This window comes from Streptomyces sp. NBC_00354, from assembly GCF_036106915.1.
Taxonomy (GTDB): domain Bacteria; phylum Actinomycetota; class Actinomycetes; order Streptomycetales; family Streptomycetaceae; genus Streptomyces.
This window is the reverse complement of the sequence record NZ_CP107983.1, coordinates 319857-333761: the sequence shown is the minus strand read 5'-3', so window position 1 is coordinate 333761 and position 13905 is coordinate 319857. Positions and strand designations below refer to the sequence as shown.

8 protein-coding genes are annotated in these 13905 nt (G+C 72.5%); 2 read left to right on the top strand and 6 right to left on the bottom strand.

Annotated features, from left to right (window positions below; translation table 11 throughout):
- Positions 1 to 177 precede the first annotated feature (177 nt).
- Complete coding sequence (locus tag OHT74_RS01645) at positions 178 to 3438, bottom strand: cytochrome P450 (RefSeq protein WP_328619021.1); 3261 nt, start codon at positions 3436 to 3438, stop codon at positions 178 to 180.
- A 186-nt stretch (positions 3439 to 3624) separates the two neighbouring features.
- Here OHT74_RS01645 and OHT74_RS01640 point away from each other — a divergent pair, with 186 nt between their 5' ends.
- The gene (locus OHT74_RS01640) at positions 3625 to 4296 is read left to right on the top strand and encodes a PAS domain-containing protein (RefSeq protein WP_266659818.1); all 672 of its coding nucleotides are present in this window, start codon (positions 3625 to 3627) and stop codon (positions 4294 to 4296) included.
- Positions 4297 to 4325: 29 nt separating this feature from the next.
- Here the strand turns inward: OHT74_RS01640 and OHT74_RS01635 are convergent, their stop codons facing one another.
- The 5 genes from OHT74_RS01635 to OHT74_RS01615 all read right to left on the bottom strand — a co-directional run bounded on the left by OHT74_RS01635 (position 4326) and on the right by OHT74_RS01615 (position 11442).
- Positions 4326 to 6728, bottom strand: a complete 2403-nt coding sequence (locus OHT74_RS01635; RefSeq protein WP_328619020.1) for a glycoside hydrolase family 65 protein — start codon at positions 6726 to 6728, stop codon at positions 4326 to 4328.
- Positions 6725 to 7468 carry a beta-phosphoglucomutase family hydrolase gene (locus OHT74_RS01630; protein ID WP_328619019.1) on the bottom strand — a complete coding sequence of 248 codons (744 nt, stop codon included), beginning with the start codon at positions 7466 to 7468 and terminating at the stop codon, positions 6725 to 6727. The genes OHT74_RS01635 and OHT74_RS01630 overlap by 4 nt, the downstream gene beginning before the upstream one ends.
- A gap of 8 nt (positions 7469 to 7476) precedes the next feature.
- Positions 7477 to 8949, bottom strand: a complete 1473-nt coding sequence (gene zwf / locus OHT74_RS01625) for a glucose-6-phosphate dehydrogenase (RefSeq protein ID WP_328619018.1) — start codon at positions 8947 to 8949, stop codon at positions 7477 to 7479.
- Positions 8950 to 8960: 11 nt separating this feature from the next.
- Entirely contained in the window at positions 8961 to 10004 is a 1044-nt protein-coding gene (gnd, locus tag OHT74_RS01620) for a phosphogluconate dehydrogenase (NAD(+)-dependent, decarboxylating) (RefSeq protein ID WP_443047245.1), read from the bottom strand.
- 208 nt (positions 10005 to 10212) lie between these two features.
- Complete coding sequence (locus OHT74_RS01615) at positions 10213 to 11442, bottom strand: cytochrome P450 (RefSeq protein ID WP_328619017.1); 1230 nt, start codon at positions 11440 to 11442, stop codon at positions 10213 to 10215.
- A gap of 649 nt (positions 11443 to 12091) precedes the next feature.
- Between OHT74_RS01615 and OHT74_RS01610 the strand changes: the two genes are divergently transcribed.
- Positions 12092 to 13879, top strand: coding sequence for an N-acetylglutaminylglutamine amidotransferase (locus OHT74_RS01610; protein ID WP_328619016.1), 1788 nt, complete (start codon positions 12092 to 12094; stop codon positions 13877 to 13879).
- Positions 13880 to 13905 lie beyond the last annotated feature (26 nt).

Below are 13905 nucleotides of genomic sequence, written 5' to 3'. Positions count from 1 at the left end.
GGCCCAACCGGGGACCGAACGCGGCTCCCTTACCGGCCGCCCGCGTGCAGCAGCCGGTCGGGGGTCCGCGGCGGGACCCCCGGCAGGGCGTCTGGTGATGCCCGTTCGGCAATCCAGGGGGGCGGCCCGAAGGAGAACCGCGACGCCCCCGCCCGGCGCCCGGTGGACGCCGCCCCGTCAGCCGCCCACGTAGACGTCCTCCACGTAGCGGCCGTCCGCCACCAGCCCCCGGAGCCACTCCGAGGCCGTCGATCCGTCCTTCCCGCTGTACCGGACGTACAGCTGCCGGAAGGCGTCGCGGACGCCCGGGGCCATGCGGGAGCCGTCCCCGCAGACGTGGATGCGGGCGCCCGCCTCGGTCAGCCGCCAGACCTCCTCACCCTCCGCCTCGATCCGGTGCTGTACGAAGCGGACCTCGGCTTCGGGTGCCAGCGAGAAGGCGGGGCGCATGGACACGGCGCCCTCGCGTTCGGCCTCCTCCAGCTCCGCTCGGTGGAGGTAGTCCACGGCCGGGTGGTCGCAGCCGAAGTAGCACAGCGCGGGGGCCAGTTCGGCCCCCGACGCACGCAGCGCGCGACGGTCGGCGATCGCCCCCCGGAAGGGCGCGAGGCCGGTACCCGCGCCGATCATGATGACCGGCGTCCGCTCGTCATGCGGAATGCGGAACGCCTCCCGGCACGGCTGTACCCGGGCGAGGATCGTGTCGCCGGGACGTACCCGGTGCAGGTACGAAGAGCCCACTCCGCGGAACACGCCGTCCCGGCCGGAGCGGTGGGGGGCCTCCAAGAGCGAGATCATCAGGTCTGCCTGCTCCGGACCTGCCGACGGGGACGAGGAGATGGAGTAGTGGCGGGGCCGCAAGGGCTCCAGCAGTTCCAGCAGTACGGGCCACGGCAGACGGCCCTGGAGTGCGGGGTGCTCCTCGACGAGGTCCACGAGGCTGCCCGGGCGGGCTCCGCCGGCTGCCGCGGCCTCTGCCGCGATCCGTTCCAGCGCGGCCTTCTCCGGCGGGCACGGGTTGTGCGCCGCGAGGACGGCCGCCTGCTCGGCCGTCACCGGGGCCTGGAGCTCGATGTACCGGCCGAGCAGTTCGCGTACGGCGACGGGGCGGTCGAGCGGCAGGGTGGTCCGGCCGGGGCGGTGGGTCCGGACGTTCAGGACCGAGCCCAGGTCGGCACCCAGGACCCGGGCTGCCCGCTCCACCTGGTCGGGGTCGTTGGCCGGGAGGACGGCGAGGTGGTCGGCGGTGCGGTAGCGGACCCCTTCGGGAAGGCTGACGCGCAGGAAGCGCTTCGGCCTGCCCGCCGGGTGGCCGAGGTCGGCGAGGTCTCCGGTGTGCGTCACCGTCATCGGCTGAAGGTCGTGTCGCCGGGCCAGTGCGTCGAGCGGCTCACCCGTGATCTCGACGACGTCGTACGCCGGGCCGGGTGATTCCTCCGCCCGGGAGGGGGCCACGGACGCCGGGTCGCCGTAGTGCTCCAGCAGCGTACGGCGCAGGGCGGCGGTGAAGCCGCGTACCGCTCCCGCGAGGTCCCCGGAGGCGTCGGCCTCGGCACGGTCCATCAGCCGCGCCGCACCCGCCGAGGCGAGGCGGCCGTCGATGAGCGCGGGTACCTGCTGGTAGGTGGCGGCCCAGTTGCGGTCCCCGACGCCCAGGACGGCGTAGTGCACGCCTTCCGCGGCACCGGGGCCCGCCTGCGTCAGCCAGGAGACGAATCCGGCCGCGTCGTCGGTGGGCCGTCCGTTGTACGACGCGGCGACGACGACCAGTGGCCCGTCCGTCGGCAGCCCGCCGTCACGGTGGTCGTCGAGTGGCGCGACACGCGTCCCGAAGCCCAGTTCCGCTGCCGTTTCGGCCAGTTCTTCCGCGTACGTGCGGCAGGTGCCGAAGTTGGATCCGTGCAGCAGCGTCAGCGTCGTACCGGGAACGGCCCGGGTGGGGGAGGCCCCCGTGGCCGGCGCCTCGGCGTCTTCCCCGTGGCCGGCCGGGAGGACCGCCCCGAGGGCCGCACGGTTGCGGGAGCGGTCGGCCGGGGTGCGCCGGCGCAGGGCCAGCGTGAACCCGTCGGGCTTGAGCGTGAGGGTCTCCTTGATGCGCAACTCGTACCGCCCGTGGTCGATGAAGCGGTACCGGTGCACCAGCATGCCGAGCAGCATCGTTGCCTCGTGGAGGGCGAACTGCCGTCCGATGCAGGCACGTTCCCCGGTCCCGAACGGCTTGTACGCGTGCGGGGAACGGGCCGCCTCCGCCTCGGCGGCGAACCGGTCCGGGTCGAACTCCTCCGCGTTGTCGCCCCACACCGGGTCGCGGTGCAGCATCGGGGTCAGCACCAGCATCCGCTGGCCCGCCTTGACCGGGTAGCGGCCGCCGATCACGGTGTCGGTGCGCGCCTCGCGTGCGAACGCGGCGGCGGTGGGCCACAGCCGCAGCGTCTCGCCCAGGACCTGGCGTACGTAGCGCAGCCTGCCGATGTCCTCGAAGGCGGGCTCGGGGTCCGGGTCGTCGCCCCACAGCGCGTCGGTCTCGGCCTGGGCCAGGTGCAGCACCGCCGGGTTCTTCATGAGGTGGTACAGCGCGAACGAAAGGGCGCCCGAGGTCGTCTCGTGGCCCGCGATCAGGAACGTGATCACCTGGTTCCTGATGTTCTCCTCGTCGAGCACCTCGCCGGACCGGGGGTGCGGGGAGCCCAGCATCAGGCCCAACAGGTCGTCGGTCGAGGTGTCCCCCGAGGCCTTGCGCTGCTCGATCACCTCGTCGACGACCCGGGCCAGGTAGGCGGCGTCCGCGGCGAACGCCACGTCCTCGGCGGTGTGGTCCGCGCCGGGCACCCGGCCGAGTTTGGCCTGGCTGTGGGCGAGGGCCCGGACGAGTGCCTGGACGAACGGGTGCGCCTGCTCACGCTCGAAGGACGCGAAGTCGTAGCCGAAGCCGGACAGGCCGATGGTGTCCAGGGTCATCCGGGTCATGTCCTCGGCGACGTCGACCGGGGCCGACACGCCGGCGCCCGCGGTGAACCGCGCGTCCCAGGAGCCGATGAGCCGCTTGGCGACCCGCAGCATGTGCGGGTGGTAGGTGCGCATCGAGGTGAGGGCGAAGGCCGGGAGCAGGATGTCGTGCGCCTTGGCCCAGTTGGGCTCGTCGTTGTACGCGGTGAACAGTCCGTCGGCGGCGACCTCGCGTACGTTCTCCAGCGCCGGACCGATGCCCTTGACGAAGCGCTGCTCGTCCGAGAGTTCCTCCACCAGCGCCGCCGCACTCACGAACACGGTCTCCCGGTCGTGGAAGCGCTGGACGAAGACCGGACCGAGCCGGCGGGCGTGCCCCATGGCCGTCTGCACCGGGGTGCTCGTCATCCCCGAGTCGCTCACGTCGACGACCGGCAGGTGCGCAGCGTCGTCGTCGAGGGGTCCGGTGCCGGTGGTGTGCGATTCACTCATGGCGTCTGCCTCTTCTGGTCACGTCATTGCCTGGACCGTGCACCCGTCCACTGACCGGATGCCGTGTCGTGTCCACGGTGACGCGGCCGCCGGGGCGATCGCGTACGACGACTACCTATTCTTGTAGTGGTGTTTTCCGTTCCGAGGCTTGATCGGGGGCAGTTGGCCGTGGCAGAGGGAGAGCGCGTGACACAGCCGTCACGGCATGCGTTGGGCGAGGCGGCGGCGGCCTGGCGGTCACGTTTCGTCAGCCTGTTCGACAGGGCGCCCGTGGCACTGGCGATCAGCGACGCGTACGGCCTGATCCTCGGCGCGAACCCCGCGTTCGCCTCCGCATGGCAGCTCCAACCGGGAAAACTGGAAGGCCGCCGACTCCTCGACATCCTCACTCCGACCAACGACCGGCAGCTGCGCAGACTGGACGAGGCCCTGCGCTCGCGCCGCAGGTCCCGCTACCCGGTCGAGGTGAGCTGGCAGGTCCGGGGAACGGACCGCCACGGCCGGGTCACCGTCGAACCGGTCTCCGACCCGCAGGACGACATCCCCCGCCTGCTGGTCTCGCTGACCGAGGAGACGGGCGGAGGCCGCCCCGAGCTGCCACCGGAGGACCCGGCCAACGGCCTGAGCCCCCAGGAGGCGCGCATCCTGCCGCTCGTCGCGGCGGGGGCGTCGGGATCGGCCATCGCCCGCGAGGTGGGCCTCACCGTCGACGGGGTCAACTACCACGTGACCCGCCTCTGCCGACGGCTCGACGTACCCAACCGCCCCGCTCTGATCGCCCGCGCCTACGTCCTGGGGCTGCTGGACCCCGCGGCGTGGCCCCCGCGTGTGCCGTCGGCCGGTCCGGAGCGTCCCTGAGGCGGCATCTCCGTGTCCTGCCGCGCGCCTCAGGTTCCGGGGGCGCGGCCCTTGGGCTGGCGGGGTTCGGGGGAGTCGGGCGCGGGTGGGACGGGGAGGTCCGTCGGCGTGTCCACGGTGAGTGCGACCCGGGTGCCGTGATGCGTCACGGTGAGGGGCCCTCCGGACAGGAGCGTGTAGCGGGCCGTCGACTGGCCGATGTCGATGCGGATCAGCCGCCCCTGGACACGGACGTTGAAGGCCAGCCGGGTCAGCGAAGACGGCAGACGCGGGGCGAAGCGCAGGGGGGCCGGCGGTTCCTCGGACCGTGGGGTCCCGGACGGCTGGTCCTGCGGGTGTACGGCCGGCGCCTGATGGATGCGGCGCAGCCCGCCCAGGCCCTGGACCAGGGCGATCCAGGTGCCGGCGAGCGAGGCCATGTGGAGGCCGTCCCGCGTGTTGTGTTCGAGGTCGTCCAGGTCCATCAGCGCGGCCTCGCGGGTGTAGGCCCAGGCGAGGCGCAGGTGGCCGGTCTCGGCGGCGAGCACGGCCTGGCAGCAGGCGGAGAGGGAGGAGTCCCTGACCGTCAGCTGCTCGTAGTAGGCGAAGTTGCGGACCTTCTCCTCGGCGGTGAACTCGTCCGGGCAGGTGAACATGGCCAGGACCAGATCCGCCTGCTTGACGACCTGCTTGCGGTACAGGTCGAAGTACGGGAAGTGCAGCAGCAGCGGGTACTGGTCCTCGGAGGTGCCGTCGAAGTCCCAGGGTTCCTGGTCGGTGAAGCCGTCGGACTGCTCGTGCACCTGGAGCCGCCGGTTGTAGGGGATGGCCGTCCGCGCGGCGGTGTTGCGCCAGTCCGCGATCTCCTCGGCGCTGACGCCGAGGTCCGGTGCCCGGTCCGGGTGGCGCGCGACGGCGTCCGCCGCGGCGAGGAGGTTCCGCCGGGCCATGGCGTTGGTGTAGAGGTTGTCCCGCGCGATTGCGCTGTACTCGTCGGGACCGGTGACCCCGTCGATGTGGAAGACGCCGTCGGCATCGAAGTGGCCGAGCGAGCGCCAGAGCCGGGCGGTGTGCACCAGCAGGTCGAGTCCGGGACCGCGGTAGAACTCCCGGTCACCGGTGGAGAACACGTACCGCTCGACGGCCGCGGCGATGTCGGCGTTCACGTGGAAGGCAACGGTTCCGGCGGGCCAGTAGGCGGAGCACTCGGCGCCGTTGATCGTGCGCCAGGGGAAGGCCGCCCCGTCCAGACCGAGTTGACGGGCCCGCTCCAGCGCGCGGGGAAGCGTGGAATGCCGCCAGGCGAGTGCGGAGGCGACGGTGTACGGCGCGGTGTGCGTGAGGACGGGCAGGACGAAGGACTCGGTGTCCCAGAAGGCGTGGCCGTCATAGCCGGTGCCCGTGAGGCCCTTGGCCGGGATGGGGCGCCGCTCGCCGCGCGCGGAGGCCTGGTAGAGGTGGAAGAGGCCGAACCGGACGGCCTGCTGGACCTCTTCGTCGCCCTCCACCTCGACGTCCGCAGAGGACCAGAACTCGTCCAGGCAGGCCCGCTGCGCGTCGAGCAGCCCCTGCCACCCGGTGGTGCGGGCCCCTGCCAGCCCGCCCTCCACCTGGTCGCGTACGGCGGGCAGGGAGCGCTGTGCCGACCAGCCGTAGGCCACGAACTTGACGAGTTCGAGCCGTTGCCCGGGTCCGAGGGTGGCGGTCACGGTCAGGCGGGCGACGTCCGGTTCGCTCTCGGCGGCCCACGCGGTGCCGGCGGGGCCTTGCACGATGTGGTCGGCCGCCACCGCGACGCGCTGCCCGCTGGTGGCCGTGCAGTGGACGAGGCGCAGCCGGGTGTCGTGCGCGTAGTGCTCCTCGGGGAGCAGCGGGCGGTCGATGGCGGCGGCCATGCGCGGGTCGCCGGAGGCGGTGGGCAACTGCTCGTTGGCGACGAGCTCGGACTGCACGGCGATGGTGGCCGGACCGTTGACGGTCTCGACGCTGTACGAGATCGCCGCGACGGCCCGCTGCGCGAGGGAGACCATGCGGTGCGAGGTCAGGCGTACCGTCCGGCCGGAGGGCGTGGTCCACTCCACGGACCGGCTCAGGACGCCGCTGCGGAAGTCCAGGACGCGTTCGTGCGAGAGGAGTTCGCCGTAGCGCAGGTCGAAGGGGTGGTCGTCGACGAGCAGCCGGATGACCTTGCCGTCGGTGACGTTGACGGCCGTCTGCCCGGACTCCGGATACCCGTACCCGGCCTCGGCGTAGGGGAGTGGGTGGCTCGCGTAGACGCTGTTGAGGTAGGAGCCCGGCAGGCCGTGGGGCTCGCCCTCGTCGAGGTTGCCGCGCCAGCCGAGGTGGCCGTTGGACTGGGCGAACACGGATTCGCTCTGCGCGAGGACGTCGAGGTCGAGGGTCGTCTCCCGCAGCTGCCAGGGTTCGGTCGCGAAGTTCTCGTGAGTGATCATCCGCGGTCCAGCAGCTCGGAGAGGTCGGTGACGACGACATCGGCCCCGTGCGCGCGCAGTTCGGCGGCCTGGCCGGTGCGGTCGATGCCGACGACGAAACCGAAGCCGCCCGCCTTGCCGGCGGCCACCCCGGCCAGCGCGTCCTCGAACACGGCGGCATCGCGCGGGTCGGCGGCGAAGAGGCGGGCGGCCGCCAGGTAGCTGTCCGGGGAGGGCTTGCCGCGCAATCCCTGCTCGGCGATGGTGATGCCGTCGACACGGTCTTCGAAGAGGTCCTCGATGCCGGCCGCCACCAGCACGTCGCGGCAGTTGGCGCTCGAGGAGACGACGGCGCGGCGCAGGCCCGCGTCGCGTACGGCGCGCACGTAGGCCACGGAGCCCTCGTAGGGCTCCACCCCCTGCTCGCGGATCGCACGGAGCACCAGGTCGTTCTTGCGGGTGCCCAGGCCGTGGACCGTCTCCTGGTCGGGGCCGTCACTCCCCGTGCCCTCGGGCAGCGTGACGTCACGGGAGGCGAGGAAGGTGCGTACGCCGTCCTCGCGGGGGCGGCCGTCCACGTACTCGTCGTAGTCGTGCACGGCGTCGAAGGGCACGAAGGGCGAACCGTCGCGGTCGGCCCGCTGACGCAGGTAGTCGTCGAACATCTCTTTCCAGGCGGCCGCGTGGACCTTCGCGGTCCGGGTGAGCACGCCGTCGAGGTCGAAGAGGCAGGCGCTGACGTGGTCGGGGAGTCCCAGCATGCCGTTCCTCACCGCCCGCCGGGCCGGTGTCGTTCGGGCAGGTGCCACCGGTAGGGGGCGACGAGGGGGGTGATGGCCCCGGGCCCCCAGGATCCGGGGGCGTACGGGACGACGGGTGGAGGCGCGTCCAGCAGCGGCGCGGAGACCTCCCACAGGCGTTCGATGCCGTCGGAGCGGGTGAAGAGGGACTGGTCGCCGAGCAGGGCCTGGAGGATGAGGTGCTCGTACGCCTCCAGGGCGTTCTCGGTGGTGAAGGAGCTCTGGTAGCCGAAGACCATGTCGGCTTCCGCGAGCTGCATGGTGGGGCCGGGTTCCTTGGCGAGGAAGCGGGCGGTGATGGAGCCGGGGTCGGCGAAGTCGATGACGAGTTCGTTGGCGCGGCCGTCCGCCGCCTCCCGGGCGTCCAGGGGGAACATGGCCAGCACGGGCTCGCGCAGGCCGAGGGTGACGACGTGCCGGCCCTCGGCCAGCGCCTTGCCCGAGCGCAGGTGGAAGGGCACGCCGGCCCAGCGCCAGTTGTCGATGTCGACGCGCAGCGCGACGAAGGTCTCGGTGTCCGAGGCCGGATCGACCCCCGGCTCGGCGCGGTAGCCGGTGTACTGGCCGCGTACGACGTGGGCGGGGTCCAGGGGCCGCATGCTGCGGAAGACCTTGGCCTGCTCGTCCCGGAGCGACTGCGCCTCGAGGGCGACGGGCGGTTCCATGGCCACGAATCCGAGCAGCTGGAACAGGTGCGTGACGACCATGTCGCGGAAGGTTCCGGTGCCCTCGAAGAAGTGGGCGCGGCCCTGGATGTCGATCTGCTCGGGCACGTCGATCTGCACGTGGCTGATGTGCTCACGGTTCCAGAGCGGTTCGACGAGACCGTTGGCGAACCGCAGGGCGAGGATGTTGTCCACCGCCTCCTTGCCGAGGAAGTGGTCGATGCGGAACACCCGGGACTCGTCGAATACGGCGTGGATGGCCGCGTTGAGCGCGCGTGCGGACGCGAGGTCCGTCCCGAAGGGCTTCTCGACGATGACACGCGCGTCCTGGGCCAGCCCCGTGGCCCCGAGCAGCTCGATGACGGAAGTGAACGCCACGGGCGGGACGGCGAGGTGGAACAACCGCCGCGGAGCGCCGCCCACGGCCCGCTCGGCCTCGCCCACCGCCGTCACCAGCGGCTCGGTCGCGTCCGTGTCGGCCGCGCCGAAGGACAGGGCGGCCTCGAACTCCTGCCACGCGGGGCCCTCGGGGCGCGAGCGGCCGAACTCCGCCACGGCCTGGCGTGCGTGGGCGCGGAACTGCTCGTCGCTCAGGGCCTCGGCTGCCGGGGCCGAGCCGACGATGCGGTAGCGCTGCGGCAGGAGCCCCGCCTTGGCGAGGTGGAAAAGGCCCGGCAGCAGTTTGCGCCTGGCCAGGTCACCCGTGGCGCCGAAGAGTACGACGACGTGGTCCGCGGGGCGCGGCTGGAGCTGGGAAGCGTCGGAACCCCTGTCCATGGCGGCCCCCCTCACGCGTCCGCGCCGGGGCGCTTCTCGGCATGGCCGCCGAACTCGCTGCGCATGGCGGACAGCACCTTCGCCGTGAACTCGCCGAGCCCCCTGGACTCGTAGCGCTGGTAGAGGGCGGCGCTGATCACCGGGGCGGGCACGCTCTCCTCGATGGCCGCAAGCACGGTCCAGCGCCCTTCGCCGGAGTCGGACACGCGGCCCGTGAAGGCGTCGAGCCGAGGGGAGCGGGCCAGGGCGTCGGCGGTGAGGTCGACCAGCCACGAGCCGACGACCGACCCGCGGCGCCACACCTCGGCGACTTCGGCCACGTCGATCTCGTACCGGTAGGCCTCGGGATCGGACAGGGGAGCGGTCTCGGCGTCGGCGGTACGCGAGCGCAAGCCGGCGTCGGCGTGCTTGATGATGGCGAGGCCCTCGGCGATGGCGGCCATCATCCCGTACTCCACGCCGTTGTGGACCATCTTCACGAAGTGGCCGGCGCCGTTGGGCCCGCAGTGGAGGTAGCCGTGCGACGCGGTGCCCTCGGTCCGGGTGCGGCTGGGGGTGGGCTCGGCGCTGCCGGTGCCGGGCGCAATGGTGCGGAAGAGGGGGGCGAGCCGTTCCACGGGACCCCGCTCGCCGCCGATCATGAGGCAGTAGCCGCGTTCCAGGCCCCAGACACCGCCCGAGGTGCCGCAGTCCACGTAGTGGATGCCGTGCTCGGCCAGGGCCCCGGCCCGGGCGATGTCGTCCCGGTAGTAGGAGTTACCGCCGTCGATGACCGTATCGTCGGGCTCCAGCAGCCCGACCAGCCGGTCCAGGGTCTCCTGGACCACGCCCGCCGGCACCATGAGCCACACGGCGCGGGGCCGTTCCAGCCGCTCGACGAACTCCTCCAGCGAGAAGGCCGGCGTCGCGCCCTCCCCCTCCAGCGCCCGTACGGCGTCGGGGCTGACGTCGTTGACGACGCACCGGTGGCCGTCCCGCACGAGCCGGCGCACCAGATTGGCACCCATCCGGCCGAGTCCGACCATTCCGAGCTGCATGGGTGCGTCCGATGTCATCGCCGTGCTCCCGTTCTCCCGTTCCTGGCAGCGAGCCCGCATCACGCAGCACGCGCCGTCCCGCGTGAACGGCACCGCCCGCGCCACCTGCCCCCTCCGCGCCCACTGTGCCCGCCCACCATGACCCCGGCACCCGGAACTCCGCCACTCGGCCCTGTCGGTGGTCTCGGGGCACGGTCTGCGTCGGGCCGGGCGGCGCGGCGCCGGGTCACCAGGTGACGTACAGGGCCTGCGGTGAGCGGTGGATCAGCGTGGGCTGCATCTGAGGCCGTGGACGGCCCTGGTCCAGTCGCAGTTCCGGCATGCGGCGGAGGAACAGCTCGAGTGTCAGGCGGAGCTGTTCGCGCGCCAGTTGGGAGCCGGGACAGCCGTGGGGCCCGTACCCGAAGGCGAGGTGCTGCCGGTTCTCGGGCCGGGTGATGTCGAACTCCCCTGCCCGCTCGTATCGTTCCTCGTCGCGATTGGCCGAGCCGTACGCCACCATTACGGTGGCCCCCGCGGGCAGTTCCGTCCCGGCGAGGGATACCGGCCGGGTGGTGGTCCGCCGGAATGCCTGGATGGCGGTGTCGTGGCGGGCGGCCTCCTCCACTGCCGCGGGGACCAGAGTCGGATCGGCGCGGAGCATCCGCCACTGCCGCCGGTCGTCGCCGAGCAGGTGCAGCAGCGTCGTGCCGATGAGGGCGCTCGTGGTGAGGAATCCGGCGATGAGCAGGTTCTGCAGGCTCGTCACCAGTTCGTGGCGCTGCTCGAGGGTGAGCTCGGCGTCACCGGGGGCCAGGGCGGCCACCATGGCCGAGCACATGTCGTCCCGGGGCCGGGCGCGGCGGTCGCGGACGTATCCGTCCAGCAGATGCTGGAGCGCGACCACGTCCTCGGCGGCGGCCGCCTGCCCCTCGGGCGGCAGCGGGCGGAACAGTAGTTCCTCGGCCCGGTAGCCGCCGTGCACGGCGGCGGGTACGTCGGCGGGGTCCAGCCCGATCAGCCGTCCGACCACCATCCCGGGCAACCGCCGGGCGTACGCCTCCACCAGATCGGCGGCCCCGTCCGCCGCGAAGCCCTCCGCCAACTCCTCTGCGCACGCGCGGGCGTACGGCAGCAGCGCCGCCACCCGGGCGGCGGACAACCCCCGGTTCAACGGGGCTCGGAGCCGCCTGTGGGCCTCGGCGTCGCTCGACACGACGGTGGGGCGGGGCCCGAACCCCCGGGGCAGGACGCCGAGCGCCGCTTCCGAGAGTGGGATGTCCGGCAGCAGGGCGTTGGCCGAGGAGAAGTCCTCCACGCGCAGCAGCACTTCCCGTACGTCCCGGTCGCGCGCCACCAGCCACGCGTCGAACTCGGGTACGTACAGCAGCCCCTCGGACCGGCGGGCGCGGTCGTAGAGCGGATAGGGGTCACGGTACAGCTCGTCACGCCGCGCCTGGTCGTCGTGCCATGCCACTGGGACCTCCGGATCACGGTCGGGACCGGGCTGGGGTCACGGCCGCGGGTGACCTCCGGTGCGCCGGGTCATCCTGCCCGAAACCCGCCCGGTCCGGTAGGGCGCCTGCCAGGAGGGTCGGGGACCGGGAGTCGATTCACCCGGATGGGTCGGAGCGTGGAGACACCGATGCCCAGGGAGAACGGGGCGGCTCAGGTTCCCGGCCGGCGGGCAGGGGCTTCGCACCGGGGCCGTGGGCATTCCGCTCGCGGCCCGTCCTCCTGGGAGCACGTATGACCTGGTCCTCCGACGCGCCCGGGGTACCGTACGCGGACGTGAGCGCCGGCTCGGGTGCGCCGGTCGGGTGGTCCATCGGAAGCCGTGTGGATCCGTGAGCAGGCGGGGCATAAGTGGGGGTGTCGTGGCGGACAGGGCTGTTGGCGTGTCGGCCGCCGGGTGCGGGCCTCGCGGCCCGCGTACACCGGTCCGCGCCATCGGGGACGCGGACCCTGGGCTTTGGGGAGCGGACGGTCGGGCAGACGCGATGAGCCCGCACGTGCGGGCTGAACGGCACAGGAGCGAAGGAACATATGGCGGACGTGGCCGAGCCCTCGGGAACGAGAGCAGTACGGGGAACGCTTCTGCGTGGCGACGGATCGGCAGGCGCCCCATGTGCGGCTTGAGTGGGGAGGTGCGCTTCGACGGCGGCCGTCCCGACCTCGCCGCCGTCGAGCGCATGGCCGATACGCTGGAATCGCGAGGGCCCGACGGCCGAGGCGCCTGGTCGCAGGGCGCTGTCGCCCTGGAGCACCGGCGGTTGAAGATCATCGACCTCTCGGAGCGGGGTGCCCAGCCCATGACCGACGCCCGGCTGGGTCTGACGGTGGTCTTCAACGGCTGCATCTACAACCACCGCGAGGTGCGCGGCCGGCTCGAAGACATCGGACACCGGTTCATCTCCGACTCCGACACCGAGGTGCTCGTCAAGGCGTACGCACAGTGGGGCCCGGACTGTGTGGACCTCCTCGTCGGCATGTTCGCCTTCGCCGTCGTGGAGCACCACGCGGGCCGCGTCGTGCTCGGCCGTGACCGCCTGGGCATCAAGCCCCTGTACGTCACCCAGGACGCCCACCGGCTCCGCTTCGCCTCCACCCTGCCGGCCCTGCTGGCGGGCGGGGGAGTCGACACCTCCCTCGACCCGGTGGCGCTCCACCAGTACCTGAGCTGGCACGGCACGGTACCGGCGCCCAGGACCGTACTGGCCGGAGTGCGCAAGATTCCGCCGGCCACCGTCCGCGTCGTCGAGCGGGACGGCACCCACCACGACCACTGCTACTGGCAGCCCTCCTACACCCGGCACTCCGCATTGGGCGCGGACCCGGCGCTGTGGCGCGATGCGGTGCACGACGCGCTGCGCACGGCGGTGCGGCGGCGCATGGTCGCCGACGTCCCCGTCGGCGTGCTGCTCTCGGGAGGCCTGGACTCCAGCCTGATCGTGGCCCTGCTGGCGGAGGAGGGGCTGGGGGGTTTCGACCTCCCCACGTTCGCGATGGGATTCGAAGCGGAGAACGGGGAGGACGGCGACGAATTCCGGTTCTCCGACCTCATCGCCCGCACGTTCTCGACCGACCACCACAAGTTCATGATCCCCACCGGCCGGCTCCCCGCCGCGCTGGAAGGCGCGATCGGAGCCATGAGCGAGCCGATGGTCAGCCATGACGCCGTGGCGTTCCACCTGCTGTCCGAGCAGGTGGCCAAGGACGTCAAGGTGGTGCTCTGCGGCCAGGGAGCGGACGAGGTGTTCGCCGGCTACCACTGGTACCCGCCGATCGCCTCGGCCGGCAGGGAGGGCGCGCCCGCCGCGTACGCCGACGCGTACTTCGACCGGACGCACGACGAGGTCACCGCCATGCTGCACCCGGACGTGGCCGCGGCCCACGACGCCTCCATGGAGTTCGTCCGTGCCCACATGGCCGCCCCCGGCGCCGAAACCTCCCTCGACGCGGCCCTGCGGATGGACGTCCACGCGCTCATGCCAGACGACCCGGTCAAACGGGTCGACAACATGACGATGGCCTGGGGCCTGGAGGCACGTGTGCCGTTCCTGGACCACGAGCTCGTCGAACTCGCCGCCGCCTGCCCCCCCGAGCTCAAACTGGACCAGGGCGGCAAGGCCGTGCTCAAGGACATCGGGCGCAAGGTCCTGCCCCCGGAGATCGTGGACCGCCCCAAGGGCTACTTCCCCGTGCCGGGGGTCCGGCAGATGGCCGGGCCGGTGCTGGCCCGCGTACGGGACGCCCTGACCGCACCGGAGGCGCGCCGGCGCGGGATCTTCGACCAGCGGCACGTGGCCGCACTGCTGGCGGAACCCGACCGCCACCGTGCCAAGCGGGGAGCCGGCACGCTGTGGCAGGTGGCTTCGCTGGAGATCTGGTTGCAGGTGCACGGCATTCACTGATCCGCGACGGCCCGCCGGAGGCGCAG

Bases quoted from the DNA above. Each gene is read 5' to 3' on its own strand.
- zwf (WP_328619018.1), bottom strand. From the start codon at position 8,949: ATGGACAGGGGTTCCGACGCTTCCCAGCTCCAGCCGCGCCCCGCGGAC.
- gnd (WP_443047245.1), bottom strand. From the start codon at position 10,004: ATGACATCGGACGCACCCATGCAGCTCGGAATGGTCGGACTCGGCCGG.
- OHT74_RS01645 (WP_328619021.1), bottom strand. From the start codon at position 3,438: ATGAGTGAATCGCACACCACCGGCACCGGACCCCTCGACGACGACGCT.
- OHT74_RS01610 (WP_328619016.1), top strand. From the start codon at position 12,092: ATGTGCGGCTTGAGTGGGGAGGTGCGCTTCGACGGCGGCCGTCCCGAC.
- OHT74_RS01630 (WP_328619019.1), bottom strand. From the start codon at position 7,468: ATGCTGGGACTCCCCGACCACGTCAGCGCCTGCCTCTTCGACCTCGAC.
- OHT74_RS01635 (WP_328619020.1), bottom strand. From the start codon at position 6,728: ATGATCACTCACGAGAACTTCGCGACCGAACCCTGGCAGCTGCGGGAG.